This window comes from Geodermatophilus sp. SYSU D00703, from assembly GCF_054050155.1.
Genome location: NZ_JBJGYU010000004.1, coordinates 1 through 17526, shown reverse-complemented (window position 1 = coordinate 17526; position 17526 = coordinate 1). Strand labels below are relative to the sequence as shown.

General features: G+C 75.0%; 20 protein-coding genes and 1 pseudogene. 14 read left to right on the top strand and 7 right to left on the bottom strand.

Annotated features, from left to right (window positions below):
- Positions 1–64 precede the first annotated feature (64 nt).
- The 4 genes and pseudogenes from ACI782_RS06740 (at position 65) to ACI782_RS06725 (ending at position 3425) form a co-directional block, all read left to right on the top strand.
- On the top strand, positions 65–1405 hold the full coding sequence (locus tag ACI782_RS06740; protein ID WP_456907393.1) for an ABC1 kinase family protein: 1341 nt from the start codon (positions 65–67) through the stop codon (positions 1403–1405).
- A gap of 153 nt (positions 1406–1558) precedes the next feature.
- Positions 1559–2188, top strand: a complete 630-nt coding sequence (locus ACI782_RS06735; protein ID WP_456907391.1) for an antibiotic biosynthesis monooxygenase — start codon at positions 1559–1561, stop codon at positions 2186–2188.
- A 187-nt stretch (positions 2189–2375) separates the two neighbouring features.
- Positions 2376–2807, top strand: a pseudogene (locus ACI782_RS06730) (DUF2332 family protein); the annotation flags it as partial.
- 126 nt (positions 2808–2933) lie between these two features.
- On the top strand, positions 2934–3425 hold the full coding sequence (locus ACI782_RS06725; protein ID WP_456907389.1) for a hypothetical protein: 492 nt from the start codon (positions 2934–2936) through the stop codon (positions 3423–3425).
- A gap of 10 nt (positions 3426–3435) precedes the next feature.
- On the opposite strand, the gene ACI782_RS06720 is transcribed toward ACI782_RS06725, so the two are convergent.
- Together ACI782_RS06720 and ACI782_RS06715 are read right to left on the bottom strand one after the other, a co-directional pair.
- Positions 3436–4194, bottom strand: coding sequence for an enoyl-CoA hydratase/isomerase family protein (locus tag ACI782_RS06720; protein ID WP_456907387.1), 759 nt, complete (start codon positions 4192–4194; stop codon positions 3436–3438).
- Positions 4195–4284: 90 nt separating this feature from the next.
- Complete coding sequence (locus tag ACI782_RS06715) at positions 4285–5679, bottom strand: DUF4407 domain-containing protein (RefSeq protein WP_456907385.1); 1395 nt, start codon at positions 5677–5679, stop codon at positions 4285–4287.
- Positions 5680–5859: 180 nt separating this feature from the next.
- On the opposite strand from ACI782_RS06715, the gene ACI782_RS06710 reads away from it, so the two are divergent.
- From ACI782_RS06710 to ACI782_RS06700, 3 genes are all read left to right on the top strand, one after another.
- A complete protein-coding gene (locus tag ACI782_RS06710; protein ID WP_456907383.1) occupies positions 5860–6906 on the top strand; it encodes a hypothetical protein in 1047 nt (348 codons plus the stop codon).
- A gap of 122 nt (positions 6907–7028) precedes the next feature.
- Complete coding sequence (locus ACI782_RS06705) at positions 7029–7817, top strand: hypothetical protein (RefSeq protein ID WP_456907381.1); 789 nt, start codon at positions 7029–7031, stop codon at positions 7815–7817.
- Positions 7818–7878: 61 nt separating this feature from the next.
- Complete coding sequence (locus tag ACI782_RS06700; RefSeq protein WP_456907379.1) at positions 7879–8514, top strand: erythromycin esterase family protein; 636 nt, start codon at positions 7879–7881, stop codon at positions 8512–8514.
- A gap of 6 nt (positions 8515–8520) precedes the next feature.
- On the opposite strand, the gene ACI782_RS06695 is transcribed toward ACI782_RS06700, so the two are convergent.
- Entirely contained in the window at positions 8521–8838 is a 318-nt protein-coding gene (locus ACI782_RS06695; RefSeq protein ID WP_456907377.1) for a DUF3303 domain-containing protein, read from the bottom strand.
- Between the two features lie 216 nt (positions 8839–9054).
- On the opposite strand from ACI782_RS06695, the gene ACI782_RS06690 reads away from it, so the two are divergent.
- Positions 9055–9516: a hypothetical protein gene (locus ACI782_RS06690; RefSeq protein ID WP_456907375.1), complete on the top strand. Its 462-nt coding sequence runs from the start codon at positions 9055–9057 to the stop codon at positions 9514–9516.
- Entirely contained in the window at positions 9513–10076 is a 564-nt protein-coding gene (locus ACI782_RS06685) for an Rv0361 family membrane protein (protein WP_456907373.1), read from the top strand. Before ACI782_RS06690 ends, ACI782_RS06685 begins: the two co-directional genes overlap by 4 nt.
- Positions 10077–10092: 16 nt before the next feature.
- Here ACI782_RS06685 and ACI782_RS06680 read toward each other — a convergent pair whose 3' ends face one another.
- Positions 10093–10668, bottom strand: a complete 576-nt coding sequence (locus tag ACI782_RS06680; RefSeq protein ID WP_456907371.1) for a TIGR03086 family metal-binding protein — start codon at positions 10666–10668, stop codon at positions 10093–10095.
- A gap of 100 nt (positions 10669–10768) precedes the next feature.
- Between ACI782_RS06680 and ACI782_RS06675 the strand changes: the two genes are divergently transcribed.
- Together ACI782_RS06675 and ACI782_RS06670 are read left to right on the top strand one after the other, a co-directional pair.
- Entirely contained in the window at positions 10769–11818 is a 1050-nt protein-coding gene (locus ACI782_RS06675) for a transglycosylase domain-containing protein (protein WP_456907369.1), read from the top strand.
- 71 nt (positions 11819–11889) lie between these two features.
- Positions 11890–12513 (top strand): hypothetical protein, encoded by a 624-nt coding sequence (locus ACI782_RS06670; protein ID WP_456907367.1) that lies wholly within the window; start codon positions 11890–11892, stop codon positions 12511–12513.
- A gap of 229 nt (positions 12514–12742) precedes the next feature.
- Here ACI782_RS06670 and ACI782_RS06665 read toward each other — a convergent pair whose 3' ends face one another.
- Positions 12743–13123: a hypothetical protein gene (locus ACI782_RS06665; protein WP_456907365.1), complete on the bottom strand. Its 381-nt coding sequence runs from the start codon at positions 13121–13123 to the stop codon at positions 12743–12745.
- Between the two features lie 105 nt (positions 13124–13228).
- Here ACI782_RS06665 and ACI782_RS06660 point away from each other — a divergent pair, with 105 nt between their 5' ends.
- A complete protein-coding gene (locus tag ACI782_RS06660; protein WP_456907363.1) occupies positions 13229–13993 on the top strand; it encodes an alpha/beta fold hydrolase in 765 nt (254 codons plus the stop codon).
- A gap of 10 nt (positions 13994–14003) precedes the next feature.
- Here the strand turns inward: ACI782_RS06660 and ACI782_RS06655 are convergent, their stop codons facing one another.
- Complete coding sequence (locus ACI782_RS06655; protein ID WP_456907361.1) at positions 14004–14903, bottom strand: helix-turn-helix domain-containing protein; 900 nt, start codon at positions 14901–14903, stop codon at positions 14004–14006.
- Between the two features lie 120 nt (positions 14904–15023).
- On the opposite strand from ACI782_RS06655, the gene ACI782_RS06650 reads away from it, so the two are divergent.
- Positions 15024–15926 carry an alpha/beta hydrolase gene (locus tag ACI782_RS06650; protein ID WP_456907359.1) on the top strand — a complete coding sequence of 301 codons (903 nt, stop codon included), beginning with the start codon at positions 15024–15026 and terminating at the stop codon, positions 15924–15926.
- Between the two features lie 9 nt (positions 15927–15935).
- Here the strand turns inward: ACI782_RS06650 and ACI782_RS06645 are convergent, their stop codons facing one another.
- Entirely contained in the window at positions 15936–16316 is a 381-nt protein-coding gene (locus tag ACI782_RS06645; RefSeq protein WP_456907357.1) for a YybH family protein, read from the bottom strand.
- Positions 16317–16465: 149 nt separating this feature from the next.
- Here ACI782_RS06645 and ACI782_RS06640 point away from each other — a divergent pair, with 149 nt between their 5' ends.
- Complete coding sequence (locus ACI782_RS06640; RefSeq protein WP_456907355.1) at positions 16466–17347, top strand: SAM-dependent methyltransferase; 882 nt, start codon at positions 16466–16468, stop codon at positions 17345–17347.
- The last annotated feature ends 179 nt before the right edge of the window (positions 17348–17526 follow it).

Below are 17526 nucleotides of genomic sequence, written 5' to 3'. Positions count from 1 at the left end.
CGCTCGCCACGTGGAACGGCGAGGTCCGGACAACCACGGCCGCCGGCGGCGTTACCGTCCGTTGGTGGCTTCCGAGGAGGACGGCCGGCCGACACGGGGTCGCCTCGCCCGAACGGCGCGACTCGCCGCGCTGCCGGCCGCCTACGCCGGGCGCACCGCCCTCGGGGTCGGCAAGCGGATCGGCGGCCGTCCCGCGGAGGTCGTCGCCGCGCAGGTGCAGCAGCGCACCGCCGAGCAGCTGTTCGCCACGCTCGGCCACCTCAAGGGCGGCGCCATGAAGGTCGGCCAGGCGCTGTCGGCGATGGAGTCCGCGCTGCCCGAGCAGCTGGCCGGCCCCTACCGGGAGACGCTGGTCCGGCTGCAGGAGGCGGCGCCGGCCATGCCGACCGCGCGGGTCCACGAGCAACTCGCCACATCGCTCGGCCGGGACTGGCGCCACGTCCTCCGCGACTTCGACGACCAGCCCGTCGCGGCGGCCAGCATCGGGCAGGTGCACCGCGCCACCTGGCGCGACGGCAGGCCGGTCGCCGTGAAGGTCCAGTACCCCGGCGCCGGCGAGGCGCTCGTCGCCGATCTCGGCACGCTCCAGGTCCTGTCACCAGTCATGAAGGCGGCCGCGCCCAGTCTCGACGTCCGGCAGCTGTTCGCCGAGCTGCGCGAGCGGCTCACCGAGGAGGCCGACTACCAGAGGGAAGCCCAGGCACAGCGAGACTTCGCCGACGCCTACCGCGACGACCCGGACATCTGCGTAGCCGACGTGCTCAGGGTCCAGCGCCAGGTACTGGTCAGCGAGTGGGTCGGCGGCACGCCCCTGTCCCGCGTCATCGCCGACGGCCCCCAGGACGACCGGGACCACGCCGGCCGGCTCCTCGTCCGCCTGCTCGCCTCCGGCCCGGCACGCGCCCACCGGGTGCACGGCGACCCGCACCCCGGCAACTTCCGTCTCCTCCCCGACCGCCGGCTCGCCGTCCTCGACTTCGGCTCCACCCAGGCCATGCCGCACGGCTGGCCCGACCGGCTCGGCCCGCTGCTCGCCGCCGGCCGGGACGGCGACGCCGCCACCCTGCACCGCATCGCCGCCTCCGCGAACCTGATCGAGCCGGACAAGGTCACGCCGACAGCCCTGCTCGACCTGCTCGACCCCTACTTCCAGCCGCTGCGCAGCCCGGAGTACCGGTTCACCCGCCGCTGGATGCAGGAGCAGACCCGCCGCGCCTCCGACCCGCTCAGCGCCGCCGCCCGCACGCAGCGCCGGCTGACCATCCCGCCGCACTACCTGCTGCTCCAGCGGGTGGCCGCCGAGCTGGTCGGCGTCCTGTGCTCCCTCGGCGCCACCGTCGCGGTGGACGCCGAGGCCCGGCGGTGGCTGCCCGGCTACCACGCCGTCGGCAGCACGCCGACGTGACCTCGACGGCCACCGGCCCTCACCAGACCGGGCCGGGAACCCCGGCCACGCCCGGGCACGGAGAACGGGACTTCCGGCACCGTCGTCCGCCGCCCCAGGGCGAGGACGCTCGCCCGTGACGGCACGGCTGGACGGCACGAGAGGAGCCGGGAGATGTACGCCCGTTCCACCATCCTGATGGTCTACCCGGCGTCTATGGACGAGGCCGTCGCCTACATGGGCGACGAGGTCTGGCCGGCGATGCGTGACATGGACGGCTGCATCGGCCTGTCCATGATGTGCGACCGCGACAGCGGCAAGTACATCGCCACCTCCGCCTGGGAGGACCGGCAGGCCATGCAGGCCAGCGACCAGCACGTCCACCCCATGCGCGAGGCGATGGTCGAGCGCTTCGGGGCCGGCGTCGGCGAGCCGGAGGTCCGCGAGTGGGAGATCGCCGTCCTGCACCGCGAGCACCAGGCGCCTGACGGCGCCTGCTGCCGGATCACCTGGCTCCGCACCGACCCGAGCCGGGCCGACGAGCTGCTCGACATGTACCGCGCCAGGGTCATGCCGCGGATCCAGGAGATGCGCGGCTTCTGCAGCCTCAGCATGCTGGTCGACCGCGACAGCGGCCGCGCCGTCGGCACCGCCGTGTTCGAGAGCCGCGCCGCCCTCGAGGGGTCCCGGGAGCAGGCCCGCATGCTGCGGGAGGAGAGCGTCAGGGTGATGGGCGTCGACATCCTCGACGTCGCGGAGATGGAGCTGGTCTTCGCCCACCTCCGGGTGCCCGAGACCGTCTGACCTCAGCCAACGAGCGCCCAGGGCGAGCCTGCCGACGTGAACCCGCGAGCGACGGTCGCCGAGCAGGCCCGCTCGATCGCGGCGGCCTGGTCCCCGCCGGACGCCCCGCCCAGCTGGTGGCTGACCGCCGCCACGTTCACCGCGATCGCCGAGGACGACGAGCTTCTCGACCGTCAGCCGGTTCGCCGCCGCGGTCGAGGTGGCCCGGAAGCACCCCCCGCCGACCCTGCGCGGGGACCTCCTCGAGGTGCTGCCCGCCGTGGTCGACGCCGTCCCGCCGGACACCCTGCTCTGCCTGGTCGACACCTACGTCCACGTGTTCCTGCCGCCGGAGCGCCTCGCCGCCTTCCGGGAGGCCGTCACCCGGATCGGCCGGGACCGCGACCTCGAGTGGATCTCGGTCGACCCGCTCGTCCCGCTCGGACCGGCCGCAAGCGGGACCGTGCAGGGCCTCGACGTCCCGCCCGACTGGCTGCGCGACAACCGGGACGGCGGCGTCTTCGGCGTGATCGGCCGGGTGAGCGTCCGGGACGGCGAGCGGCGCGGCACCGTGCTGGGCCGCGCCCACCCCGGTGCCGCGTGGCTGGAGTGGACCGCCACGGCGGGCAGCAGCCCCTGACCGTGGGTCACGGCGCAACCGACGCCTCACGGACCGTCAACGGCACGATGGACGGAGCGAGACGGTCGCGAGGACCCTGACGCCCGCACCTGCCCACCCCGCCCGCGTGTCCGCTCGGAGGCAGCCATGTCCGCACACCCCAGCCGCCGTGCCCTGGTGCTGGGCGTCGTCGCCGCTGCGACGACGCTCGTCGCACAGCCCGCGCTCGCCGCGCCACCCGTTCCCGTCACGCCGCCCGTTCCCGTCCAGCAGCTGCAGACGATCGAGGTGACGCTCGAGTCGGCCGAGATCGGCAGCGCACCCGGAACCGTCGACGTCACCGGCACGGTCACCTGCAGCACCCCGGTCGAGGCGGCCGTCTTCGGGGACATCGCGCAGGTCCAGGGCCTGGACATCGCGCGCGACTTTTTCTTCGTCGACCCCCTCGTGCAGTGCTCCAGCACGCCCACGACCTGGACGACGACCTCCCTCGGGGCGCTGCGGGTGTTCCTGCCGCTGCCGACGACCATCAACGTCAGCGCCCAGTACTGCGTCGACGAGCTGGGGACCTGCTTCACCGGCACGACCACCGAGACGCTGACGCTCCCCGTCCCCACGGACGCCGGCCCGAGCACCTGACGGCGAGACCTCAGTCCGAGGCGGACCGGCGCATCGACCACATCTGCGCCGGCCGCTCGAACTGGGACGCCACCTCCCAGCTCACCGCGCCGTCCACGACCTCGCGGCGGAAGTTGCCCACCGCCACCCGCGCCAGCTCCGGGTCCGCCGCCACGCGGGCCGCCAGCTCCAGCGCGCGGTCCTCGACAGCAGCGTCGTCCACCGCCTCCCACGCCAGCCCCACCGAAGCGGCCCGGGCACCGGAGACCTCCTCGCCGAACAGCGCCATCGCCGCCGCGGCCTCGCGGCCGATCAGCCGGGACAGGATCACGAAGTGCCCGCCGCCCGGGTGCATCCCGCGCTTGAGGAACCCGCAGAGCAGGCGGGCGTCGGACGCCACGATCCGCAGGTCGGTCGCCAGGAGCATGTTCATCCCGGCGCCCACCGCCGACCCACGGACGGCGGCGACGGTCGGCACGCGCACCTGGCCCAGCCGGTAGAAGGAGTCGTAGATCGCCGACATCCCCTCGTAGGCAGAGGGCTCGGCCGGATCGCGGCCGGCGGCGGTCAGCGTCGCGATGTCCCCGCCGGCGCAGAACGACTTGCCCACCGCGCGGACCACCAACGCGCCGACCTCCGGCCGCGCGTCCACCTCGTCGAAGAGCCCGATCAGCTCGGAGGCCATCGACGGCGTCAGCGCGTTGCGTCGGGACGGCGCGTTCAGCGTCACGACCGCGACGCCGCCGTCCACGTCGAGCAGCACCTCACCGGAACCGGAGCCAGCAGCCACGAGCACTCCCTCCGAACGCGACCGGCTCCTCCGCCGGCCGACACCCGGAGGGCATCAGACCACGGAGGGGCCGGTCGGACGAGGGCGAGGTCAGACCCCGGCGGGCACCCGGTCGGACGGCCGCCGGCGCACGGAGTTGACGGTCCGGGCGGCGGCGCGGGCCAGGCGGATCGGCCCGGTGTCCGACAGCTGCCGCGGCTCGGGGACCGCAGGGGCGGAGGCCGGTGCAGGCGCCACGGCGGCCATGCGCTCGGCCAGCGCCGCCGCCTCGGCCGCCCGCTGACGCGCCCGGATCGTCTCCTTCTGCCGCTCGATCCGCTCGCGCTCGGCCATGAGGAGCAGCTCCTCCTTCTCGCGCGCCACGACCAGCCGCGAGTCCTCCTCCAGCTCCGCGACCTCGAGGTCTCCGGAGTCACGCAGCGCCGCGAGCCTGTCGTAGGCCGAGGGAGGGCCGAAGTTGAGCAGCAGCTTCATCAGCACCGGCAGGAGCTCGATGCACATGAACAGCAGCGACAGCATCGTCTTGGCCGCCCAGAGGGTGCCGTTGGACTCGCTGAGCCGGTCCAGAGCCTCCAGCCGCGCGAGGATCCCGCCCGACCCCTCGTTGGTCCCGTCGAACGACGCCTGCAGCCGCGTCTGCTCCGCCGTCAGCCGCTCGTACTCGGCCCGGTCGCTCTCCAGCGACGTCGCAGCCTGCGAGGCCGACCGCGCCTCCGCGGACGACGCCGCCGCCACCGCCGCGTCCAGCTCCGACTTCGCCGAGGCCACCACCGCGGCCTGCGCGTCCGCGGCGGCACGGGCCTGCACGTACGCCGTCCCGGTGCCGGCGTCGCCGGTGCCGCAGGTGCCGTCGAGCTCGCACTGCGCCTTGGCCTCGAGCTCCTGCGACGTGGCCAGCGCCTGGTCGTAGGCGGCCTGCTTGGCCGTGACGTCGTCGTGCACCGCCGCGAGCGCGGGGTCGCTCTCGCCCCCGGTCGCGACGATCTGCTCCTGGGTGGCGATCTTCTCCCGCAGCTCCGGCAGGCCGGCGAACCGCGCGTCCGTCTCGAGCGAGGTCCGGTAGGCGTCGGCCGCCTCGGCCTGCATCGTGACGATCTCGGTGTCGATCTCCTTGTGGAAGACCTGCAGCGTCAGCGGCGTCGCGACGACGACGCCCAGCACCAGCGCCAGCCCGACCCGCGGCACCGCCATCACCAGGTTGCGCTTGAGGGACGCGTCGTGCGCCATCCCGACCAGCAGCATCCGGTCGAGGTTGACGATGACCGTGCCCCAGCCCAGGCCCACGAGCAGCGCGAACGGCCACCACACGCCCAGCGCCATGTGGACGGCGAACGCCGCCGACAGGACGGCGAGGCCACCCGTGCTCAGCAGGACGCCGCCCAGCGCGAGGAACCGCGGCCGGGCACCGGGCGCCGCCTCCAGCACGTCAGGGCGCGCGCCGCCCAGCACCGCCAGGCCGTTCCCGAACCGCTCGAGTCGAGCCATCCGGTGTCACCTCCGCGGCGACGGGGGGTCGAGGATCTGCCGTCGCCTCAGGTGGCTCATCGGCAGTCCGGTCCCCCGGACGGAAGGCGTCGTCACACCCGCCCCACCAGCGTCACGACTGGCGGTTGCGCTGGTCACACCTGCGGCGCACGCTCGGGCTCCCCGTCGCCCGGAGCCGACATGCCCGCCCGCCGCCGTACCGCCGCGGCGCTGGCGCTCGCCCTGTCCCTCCCCGCGTGCACCGGCAGCGGACCCGCTCCCCCGGACCCGGCGCCCACCGTCCTGGCGACGCTCGACCTGGAGGCGGCCGTCGGCGCCGACGTCCGCCTGTACGACCTCGCGCCCGGTCCGGACGGCGCACCGGTCGCGCTCGTCGGCGACGAGGACTCGAGCTGGCTGGTGCGGATCACGCCGGGCCAGGACGGTCCAGCACGCGCGACGGCCGCACCGATCCTCGCCGTCCCGCCGCAGTCACGGCTCGCCGTCGCCCCCGACGGCACGGCGGTGATCGCCGGGGAGGACCTGGTGACCGTCCCGCCCACCGAGGAGCCCAGCGTCAGGCCCCTCGACGGCGGACCGCCCGACGCCGCCGTCCTCGACGACGGCACCCTCTACCTCGCCGGCGACGGGCGCCTCACCGCCGTCGACGTCGCGACCGGCGCTGTGACCCGCTCGACCAAGGCACCCGCCACCCGCCTCGCGCTCACACCCGACGGCCTCGCTGCCCTGCTCGTCGTCGACCGCCCGGCCGGCGGCACCGGCGCGGCGCTCGCCTTCTACGGCCCCGACCTGCGGCCCGACGGCGAGCCGGTCGAGCTCGTGCCCGAGCGCCCCAGCTCCCCCGCCGCTCTGCAGGTCACCGCGGACGGCACGGCCGTCGCCACCGTCCACCTGGGCGCGGCCCGCGCCGTCGGCCGGCTGGTCACCGTGGTGGACGGCGGGCTGCGCACCTCCACCGGCCTGGACGGCGCCGGCGACTCCGCCCTCGACCTCGCCGTCGCCCAGGACGGCCGCACCGCCTCGGTGCCGCTGGCCGACCTGCAGTACCCGGCCGAGCTGGTCACGGTGGACCTCGACTCCGGCGAGCGGGTCGGCGAGGTGAAGCTGTGCGACGGCACCGCCGTCCTCGGCGCGGTCGCACCCGCCGCCGACGGCCGGGCGGTCACGGTGACCGGCGTGTGCATCGACGCCGACGGTCCGCAGGCGACCGCCTTCGTGGTCGGCTGAGACCCGGGCGCTGACGCGCGCCCCTTCCCTCCAACGGAGCAGACGCCTCCTCGCTCGGCGCTGACGGCGGGTGATCGGCCGTTAGCGTCCACGACCGAGCAGAACCAAGCGGGGGTGTGAGCGTGTCGGATCAGCACGGGTACGAGTCGGACCCCTGGCGCGGCGCACCGCAGCCCTGGGCGGGCAACACCCCGCCGCAGCCCTGGTTCGGCAACGCGCCGGGCGAGCCGCACCCCGGCCAGCAGTACCCGGCGGCTTCGCAGCCGGGGTCACGGGTGTCCGTGGCGCTCGTGATCGGTGGAGTGACCGCCCTGGTCGCCGTGCTCGCCGCCGTCATCGTGCTGATCCGGTCGAGCGGCCCCGGCGTGGTCGCAGCAGACCCGTCACCGCCGACCGTCACCGTCCCGGCCCCGCAGACGACGTCCGAGGCGCCTCGGTCCTCGACGTCCGCGCCTGCACCCCCGCCCGCCGCTGCCCAGCCGGGTTCGGGTGCGGCGCCCGTACCGCTGGGGCAGCGTGCGGAGGTCGACGACTACCTCGTCGCGGTGACCTCCGTGAACCTCGACGGGGACGCCGTCGTGGACGACGCGAACCAGTTCAACGACCCGCCGACCGGGCGCTACGTCATCATCGAGGTGGACGCGCAGTACGTCGGAGACGACGAGGGGCACGTCCTGTGGGACCTCTCGTACGTCTTCAACGGAACCGACGCACGGCAGTACGACAACTTCGATTGCGGAGCGGTACTGCCGAACGGCGCCGGCGACGCACCGACCCTCAACCCGGGCGGGTCCGCGTCCTTCCAGGTCTGCATGGACGTGCCGCCGGCGGCCATCGACGGGGCACTGTTGTTCATCGAGCCGCTCTTCTCCTTCGACGACGAGGACCGGGTCTACTTCGCCATCCGCTGACCCCTCCGCCGCGGCGCCGAAACCGCCTGCGCCTGGGTCGAGGGCTCCTAGCGTCGGCTGCATGACGTTCCGCGTCTCCGGGCTGACGGGCCTCGACCCCGACGCGCCGCTCGACGACCTCGAGCCGCTGCGCGACGTGATCGGCTCGGCCCGGGTGGTCGCCCTCAGCGAGAACGCGCACTTCACCAGCGAGTTCGCCCGGCTGCGGCACCGCGTGCTCCGGTTCCTCGTCGAGCGGTACGGCTTCACCGTCCTCGCCTACGAGTCCGGGTTCAGCGAGGGTTTCGCGCTCGACGAGTGGCTGCAGGGCCAGCGGCCGGACGACGAGCTGCCCCGGCTCGCCGAGGAGTGCATCCCGTCGGGCACGGCCCGGCCGGCCGGGGTGCGCGCGATGTTCCGCTGGCTGCGCACGCACGCTCCCGCGGTGCGCTTCACCGGGATCGACGTCCCCTCCGCCGCCGGCTCGCTGCTGCCGTCGTTGCACCCGCTCGCCGGCTACCTCGACACGGTGGACCCCGACGCCCGCCAAATGCTCGATCCCGCCGTCGAGATCGCCACCGGCATTGCGGGCACGACCCAGGCGCAGGCAGCGCGCGGCTACCTGGACTCCGCCTACCTCACCACGCCGGTCGTCGACGCGTTCGACGCCGTCGTCCACGTCCCCGAGTCCAGCCTGGCCGCCGGCCTCCGGTTCTGAGCCGGGTCAGCGCAGTGCGGCGACGGTGCTCGCGAACGCCTCGTCCATGTCGTAGAGCGGCTCGTACGTGATGTGGACGACGTGCCCGTACTCCTGCAGGTGGTGGGTCTGGTACCGCGTGAACGCCTCGGGGTCGTCCACCTCGACCAGGATGTAGCCACCCCAGCTGGTGCCCCACGTCTTGTGGTGCCTCACGCCGCTCTCGACCCCGCCCCAGTTGCCGGACTTCGCGAACGACCGGAACGCCTCGGCCCACGCCGCGTCGAGCTCGGCCTTGCTGACGCCGTCGCGGTAGGCGAACCGGTGCAGGTACACCTGGCCCATCGGGTGCCTCCTGGTGGTGCCACCCCCGCTGCGGGCAGCGTCCCACCGGCTCGGGCGCACCCGTGGAGGACGACGTCCCGCGCGTTCCCGCATCTCGGGGGGGCTCGCCGGTACCGGAGCTGTGGCCATGAGGAGGTCGTCGTGAGGACCTCGCACACCGAGCGCCCCTGTGGAAAACCCCGATCGCCGACGGCGGCTCCTGTCACGGTGCACCGCATGACGTTGCCACCGCTCGCCGAGGTCCCGATCCGCTCGTCCCTCGCGCTGACCCGACGCTGGGTCGCGCTGCTCTCACCGCTGTTCTTCGACCGCCGCACCCTCTGGGTCACGTGGCTGGCCCCGGACGGCCGGCAGTCCCCCGTCCTGCTCCCCATCGAGGACGTCGCGGCGCGTCCCGACGACCAGTTCGTCCGCGGTCTCCTCGACCTCGCCTCCGCACCGCTCGAGGACGACGGTCACGTCGCGCTGGCGCTCTGCCGGCCCGGCGAGGCGGTCGAGAGCGCCGACGACCACGCGTGGGCCGACGCGCTCTCGCAGCGCCTCGACGCGGACCTCGACGGCTCGTGGAGCCTGCACCTGGCCGCCGGCGGGCGGGTCGAGCCCCTCCAGGAGGTCCGACTCCTCTTCGTGCTGCGCCAGTGGACGGTCGACGGCCTGCCGCGGAAGGCGTCCCGGTGAGTGCGCCGGACTGGATCACCGACGGGCGCTCCACCACGTCCCCGCAGCCGACTGGCTGGATGCCGTACGCGCCGGGTGAGCCCTCTGCCGCCGGATGGGGCGCCGCACCGCAGTCGCCACCCCCGACCCCGCCCGTCCGCCGGCGGCTCCGGCGGGCCCTGCTGATCGGCGGCGTGCTCCTCGCCGTGCTCGCGTCGGTGGTCGCGTTCGTCGGCGTCCGGGCTGCCACGTCGGGTCCGGCCACGCCGCGGGAGGCCGTCCAGGCGTTCATCGACGCAGGCAACGCCGAGGACTGGTCGACGTCGTGGGACCTGCTCTGCCACCGGGACCAGCTGACCCTGGGGCCGCGCGCGAACTACTTCCGCGAACGCGCCGCGGCTGCGGAGGAGACGGCCGCCTTGCGCGCCGGCATGCACATCACCGTGGGCGACGTCCGGTACGACGACCGCGCGGCGGCCCACGCCGTCGAGCTCGTGATCTCGCCGGACGACGGGTCGCCACCGGTCGAGATGCTGGTCGTCGAGGAGGACGGAGCCCTCCGCATCTGCGGCGTCCGCTGAGACCCGGGTACCGACCTCACCGCCCGGGTAGGCGCCAGTTCGGGTCGCGGCCGGTGAGGCCGAGCAGCCGGTGCAGCGGCGGGGCGTCGTCCGGCACGGGCACCGGCGGACCGAACAGACCCGGCTGGGGCGGACCGGCGGCGGCCTGCTCGGCGAAGCCCGTACAGGCCTCCACCGACGACTCGTCGGCCACGTAGTCCTGGCCGGTGGCGACGGCGAGGTCCCAGCCGTGCACCAGCACCTCGTCCAGCGCCACGGCCGCGGCGACGAAGGCGGGCATGGTCACCCCACCGGCCTCGGCGGTCCCCTCCCACGCCTGCGGACGGCGCCACGCGGCCACCAGGGCGTCGAGCTGCGCCGGGATCCGGCAGCGCCAGTCCGGCGCCAGGTCCTCGGCGGACGGCTCTGGGGCGCCCGGCACCGGCGTCTTCTCCGCGGCCATCCGGAACGCGTGGGTCAGCCCCACGAGGTGGTCGAGCAGGCCGGCGACGGGGATGTCGGACGGCGTGGGCGCGTCGAGCTGGTCGTCGCGGACGCCGGCCACCACCCGCTTCACGACCTCCGCCTGCGGCCCGAGGTCCAGCTGCGTCATTCGCATGCAGACCAGACCGGCACGCGACCCGGAACTCAGCGGTCACGACCCTCGGTAGTCGTACCATGACGGTTCGTCGACCAGGGAGATCGCCCGCCCCATGGCCCACGTCCCGCCGGACCGCCGGCCCACCGCCCGCTTCCGCCGCATCGGGCGCACGCAGCCCGACTGGTCGCTGGACGACCCGTGGGTCCCCGACCCCCGCTACCCGGCGGACGGCGCCGCGACCGGCCCGTACGCCCCCGCGCCCGAGACCGAGGGACCGCGCCGCCGGGCGTGGCGCCGCGACGTGCCGGCGCCCCGCAGCCGACCCGAGCACCCGGAGCCGGCACCCCGGGGCCGCCGCCGCAGGCTGGCCAAGCGCCTCACCCGCGTGCTCGCCGTCGTCGCCGTCGTCCAGGCGGTGGCGATCCTGTCGCTGCGCTGGGTGGACCCGCCGACGACCGCCTTCATGGCCGCCAACCCGGGCGACGTGGTCCAGCAGTCGGTGCCGGTCGAGCACGTCTCGCGCAACTTCCTCGCCGCCGTCGTCGCGCACGAGGACGCCGACCTGCCCTACCGGTCCGGCGCGTTCGAGTGGGGCGAGCTCATGGACCGGGCGTCGGCGCACCTCGCCGGCGAGGAGGACCCGACCGGCTCGACCATCCCCCAGCAGCTGGCGAAGAACCTGTTCCTCAACCAGGAGATGAGCGCCTGGCGCAAGGGCGTCGAGGCGGGCCTGTCCATGGAGGTCGCCTACCTGATCGACACCCGCCGCATCCTCGAGCTCTACGTCAACTACGCCCAGTTCGGGCCGGCGCTCTACGGCGTCTGCGCGGCCAGCTGGTACTACTTCGACACGCCGCCGCAGGAGCTCCCCGTGGCGCAGGCCGTGCAGATCGTCGGCCTGCTCCCCTCCCCCGGCCACGTCCGCCGCGCGCCCGGCGGCGGCATGGACTTCGACGTCGCGGACGGCCTGGGCTGGCTGTCCCGCTCGCACGTCGTCAACGCGCAGAACCGCGTGCCGCGGCACCTCGAGCGCCTCGGCTTCAAACCGGTCGAGGACCTCGGCCTGACCGGTCTCGCCGCCGACCAGCCGGCCTCGGACGACGACTGCTCGACGCGTCCGCAGGAGGTCGCCGACCTGATCGCCGCGGAGGGCACCGCCTGACCGGTTGCCCCTGCGACCGGCGGGCGGGAAGGTGAGCGCCATCACAGCGCCCGACCGGGAGGAGTGGCCGCTTGTTCGCGCGATCCACCAGCATCCGAGGCAATCCAGACAGCATCGGGGACGGCGTCAGGTACCTGCGTGAGGAGGTCCTCCCGAAGGTCTCCCAGGCGGAGGGCTGCGTCGGGATGTCCGTGCTCGCCGACCACGACGGCGGCCGCTGCATCATGGCGACGGCGTGGGCCGACGAGCGCGCCATGCGCGCCACCGCGGAGGAAGACCGCTCGATCCAGGAGCGGCTCCTGCAGACCGTCGGCGGCACGCACGCCGACGTCGCGCAGTGGGACATCGCCATCCTGCACCGGGAGCGCCCGGCCGGGGACGGCGCCGGTGCGCAGGTCACCTGGGCCCGCATCCCGAACAACCACATCGACGACCTGGTCGAGGCCTACCGCAGCAACCTGATGCCCAAGCTCCAGGAGCTGCCCGGCTTCTGCAGCCTGAGCATGCTCGTCGACCGCAAGCAGGGGCGGACAGTCAGCGTCACCAGCTTCGAGACCCGCGAGGCCCTCGGCCTGGTGCGCCGGCACGCGCGGTCGCTGCGCGAGCAGTTCGCCCGCGCCATGGGCGCCAAGCTCGTGGACGTCGCCGAGATGGACCTCGCCGTCGCCCACCTGCGGGTGCCCGAGACGGTCTGACGACTCCGCGGCACCCGGCCGGACCACCACCCGACGACGCTCGTGCTCTGCCCACCACGGTGGGCAGAGCACGAGCTCCCAGGGAGAGGGCGTCCCTGCAGACGCTCGCGCTCTGCGTGCGCAGGGCACTCACTGTCATAGACGGAGCGTCCGCGGGTCACCAGGCCCAGGCAGCGCCGTCCGGCGGAAGCCCGGTTCCGCCCCGAGCCGCGGCCCTGCTTGGCCGTGGTCAGTCCTTCAACGACCGGATGGCCAGCGCGGCCGCACCGTAGGCCAGGGAGCTGGCGATCGCCGTGACCGAGGTCCGCCGTCCGGACTGGCGAGCCGCCGCGAGCGCGGTCAGCGTGTCGACCGCGTTCATGGCGGCCACCACGGCCAGCCCGCGGTCGACCTCCTCGTCGGTGCGCGCGGTCAGCGCCAGGGCGGTCACCGCCAGCGCCCGGCTGCCGAACAGCCGCTGCAGCTGCAGGCCAGCGGGGGTGATGGGGACGCCGTACGAGCGGGCCACCGCGCGCGGCGCGACGACGCTGATCAGCCCGAAGGCCGCTCCTGCGGCACCGAGCGCCCTCGCCAGCGACTGCTTGGACGTGCCTGCGACGGTCCTCGCCACGGCGTTCCCCTGGAAGACGGTCCCGGACGGCTCGGCTCGCCGTCAGCCGGAGTCAACCAGCAACGACGCACCCTCGCACCCGGCAGGCGTTGCTAGCGTCAGGCCATGCCGGCCCCCGTGCCGCCCGAGGTCGTGCTGGAGCACCGGCCCACCACGTGGGGGGTGCTCCGCAGCCGGGTGGCGGGCACGCCGCGGCAGGGCGTGCCCGAGGTGGTCGTCGTCCCCGGCCTGGCCGTGGCCAACTACCTGCAGCCGGCCGTGTGCGAGCTCGGCCGCTGGACCCGCGTGCACCTGGTCGAGCTTCCCGGATTCTCCGGCAGCGGCGAGCCACCGCACCCCATGGACGTCCCGCAGTTCGCCGACGCCGTCGCGCAGTGGCTGGACGCGAGCGGCCTCGACCGGGTCGTCCTGGTCGGACACTCCAGCGGCACCCAGGTGGCCGCCCGGGTCGCGGCCCGGCATCCTCCGTCGGTCCGGGCCCTCGTGCTCGCCAGCCCCACGATGGACCCGGCCTTCCGCAGCACCCGGCGGATCCTGCTGGCCTGGCGCCGCAACCACGCGCTGGAGCCGAAGAGCCTCGACGAGCAGCACACGCCCGAACGACAGCGGGCGGGCCTGCGCCGGGTGCGGCACGCGCTGCAGGTCCACCTGGCCGACGCGCTCGAGGACGTCGTGCCGCAGGTGCCGGTGCCCGTGCTGGTCCTCCACGGGGACCAGGACCGGATCTGCACGCACGCCTGGGCGGAGGAGCTCAGCGAGCTGGCCCCCGACGGACGGTTCCGCACCGTGCCCGGCGCCCACAGCTTCGTGTGGACGGCGCCGTCGGCCTGGTCCGAGCCCATCGAGCAGTTGGCCCGCGAACTGCCGTGATCGGTGGCCCTCAGGACGAGGGCGCCTGACCGCGGCGGACCTGGTCCGGCGTCCGGCCGAACGCGGCGCGGAAGCCGCGGCCGAACGTCGCCTGGTCGCCGAACCCCCACGCCGAGGCCACCTGCGCCACGGTCACCGCGGTCCCCCGCCGGACCAGCTCGCGGGCCGCACCCTCCAGCCGGCAGCGGCGCACGTACCCGGCGGGGGTCGTCCCGTGCGCGGCGCACAGCGCGTACAGCGAGCGCACCGAGAGGTAGGCGCCGGCGGCCACCGCCGCGGGGGTCAGGCCGGGGTCGCGCAGGTGCGCCGCCACGAACGCGGTCACCCGCGCCCAGGCGTCGTCCGCCGGCGGCGGGGTCAGCGCCCCGGCGAGCAGGTCGACGGCGGCGTCGGCGACCGGCTGCCCGAGCCGCCCGTCGAGTGCGCCGGCGTGCGCCAGCGTCGTCCCGAGCAGCGCGGCCAGCAGGCCGGCGGCCGCCGGGTCGAGCAGGCCGCAGCGCACGCCGGGCAGCCGGGACGACGGCACGAGCAGCGTCCACTTGTGCAGCCGACCCGGCACCCGGAAGCGCACCGGCTCGTCGGCCCGCCACAGCAGCGCCGAGCCGGGCCGGACGACGACCCGCGCGCCGCCCACCTCGAGTTCCTCGCTCCCCTCCCGGACGAACAGCACCCCGACCACGTCGTCGTCCGTCGCCGCGAGCTCCGCCCGGCCGCGGGACCCCGCGCACGGCCCGCACCGGCAGTCGACGAGGGTGAGGTCGCCGAACCGGTACCGCGCGAGGTCGACCGGTCCGGGCAAGGGGTCCCCGGGAGTCAGGGCCCACGGCAGGTGGGTGTCGCACACCGCCGCACGGAAGCCGTCGTCCCCGCTCAGCTCGTCGGGGCGCCACCGTTCCGCGGTCAGGGTCATGGGGTCCTCCCGCCGCGCAGCCAACCCGGCGCAGGCCGGTGCGACAAGAGGTGCAGGCATCGCCTGCGGTCCTGCACGGATCGTCGCGACGCCGGACGCCCCGACCCCGACGCTGACGCCATGCGCGAGGACATCGAGTTCAAGACCGAGGACGGCGTGACCCTCCGCGGGTGGCACTACTCCCCCGACGGCGGAGCCGGCCCCGCACCGCTGGTCGTCATGGCCCACGGCTTCTCCGCCACCAAGGAGATGCACCTGGACGACTTCGCCGAGCACTTCGCCGCCGGCGGCCTGGGCGTGCTCGTCTACGACAACCGCAACGTCGGCGCCAGCGACGGCACGCCCCGGGGCGAGCTGGACCCGTGGCAGCAGATCCGCGACTACCGGACGGCGATCACCTGGGCGCAGAGCCAGCCGTGGTGCGACGCCGAGCGCATCGGCGTCTGGGGCTCCAGCTACAGCGGCGGGCACGTGCTCGTGGTCGGCGCCCTCGACCGCCGGGTGCGGTGCGTCGTCTCGCAGGTCCCGCTGGTGAGCGGGCTGGCCAACGCCCGTCGGCTGATCCGCGCCGACGCCTTCGCCGGGCTGCGGCAGATGTTCGACGCCGACCGCGCCGCCCGCTACGCCGGCGAGGACCCGGGGATGATCCAGGTGACCTGGGAGAAGGAGCCCGACGAGCCCTGCGCGCTGCCCACCGAGGACAGCCACGACTTCTTCCTCGGCCCCGTCCTCGACCGCGCCACGACCTGGCGCAACGAGGTCACCCTGCGCTCGGTGGAGATGTTCACCGAGTACGAGCCGGGCGCATACATCGGCCAGATCGCGCCGACCCCGCTGATGGTCGTCGTCGCCGCGCAGGACCACCTGACCGTCGCCGACCTGACGCTCGAGTTCTACGAACGGGCCCGGCACCCCAAGGAGCTGCTGGTGCTGCCGGTCGGGCACTTCGACGCCTACGTCGGCGAGGCCTTCCAGCAGTCGGCGCCGGCCCAGCTGGGCTGGTTCCAGCGGTACCTGGCCTGAGGGCCGCGCTCAGCTGCTCGGCGGTGGCCGGTCGGAGTTGAAGATGTCCCGCCACCACCGCCAGGAGCCGTCGGGTTGCCGCCGGTGGACGACGACGTACTTGCCGGACTCGACGACCGCGCCGCCCACCTTGATCTGGAACTGCCCCTCCTCGACGGCGAGGTCGTCACGCTCCTCGACGAGCAACGTGGTCAGTGACCCGCCGTCGACCCCCTGGTCGAGCGCCTGCTTCCAGAAGTCGGCGATCGCCGCCGCGCCGTCCACCGCCGGCGACCCGGGCGGCAGCAACCGGGCGTCCGGCGCGTAGACCGACCCCATCATCGCGGCGTCGCGCTTCTCGACGCCCTGGACGAACGTGTCGTTCAGGGCCTCGATGTCCCTGCGGCTCATGGCGGCCTCCTCGGCGGACGAGACGTCCCCCAGCCTGCGGGGACGGCGCGGGGCGCGACCAGGGTCCTAGGGCGTTGCCCGTGCCCCGGGACGGCGGGACGCTGACCTGGCACGCCCCCGCACCCGGGGGCCGGCGCGGAGGGCCGGCCATGGCTGCCGACGCACTGATGACCCGGGCGGTGGAGCTCGGCGTGGCCACCGACGCGCTGGCCGCGCTCGCCGCCCACGTCCGCATCGAGACCGAGGACCTGCCGGCCGACCCGGCGGTGCGGGCAGTGCTCGCCGACGTCGTGACCGAGCTCATCGGCGGGAGCTCCCTGGGATCCGCGGCCGCGGGTCCGGTGGTGGGGCTGGCCCGCACGTGGCTGCGGCAGGCGGTCGACCTGGTGGACGACCCCGGGCGGGCCGGCGGCTGGGACCGGGTCGACGAGCGGCTGCTGCAGAGCATCGGCCGGCTGTCGATGGGCATCGCCGGCGCCGTCCGGGCCGCCGAGCCGGTGCTGCCGGGGCTGGCCGAGTCGCTCGCCCGCCCCGGCGCCGCGCTGCTCGACGTCGGCACCGGCACCGGGTGGCTGGCGATCGCGCTGGCGCAGGCCTACCCGCACGTCCGGGTCACCGGCATCGACGTCTTCGAGCCGGCGCTCGACCTCGCCAAGGTCAACCGGGCCGACGCCGGGCTCACCGACCGCATCGAGCTGCGCCTGCAGGACGCCGCGGCCCTCGACGAGGCCGAGGCCTACGACGTGGTCTGGCTGCCGATGCCGTTCCTGCGGCGGGACGGCGTCCCCGCGGTGCTGCGCTGCGGTGCCCGGGCGCTGCGTCCCGGCGGCTGGCTGCTCGCCGGGACGTTCGCCGGCGGGCCGGACCGGCTCGGGCAGCTGCTCACCGACCTGCGCACGGTGCGCAGCGGCGGGCACCCGTGGCAGCCGGCCGAGCTGCTGGACCTGCTCCGCGGCGAGGGACTGTCCGACGTCACCGAGGTGCCGCGCAGCTGGGCCGCGCCGGTGCGGCTCTACGCCGGCCGGCGCTGAGGTCGATCGTGCTCGTGCTCTGCGTACGCGGGGCACGCAGAGCACGAGCGCGCCGGAGGAGCACCTCCGTCCCCGGGAGAGTCGGGGGGGGGGGGGGGGGGGGGGGGGGGGGGGGGGGGGGGGGGGGGGGGGGGGGGGGGGGGGGGGGGGGGGGGGGGGGGGGGGGGGGGGGGGGGGGG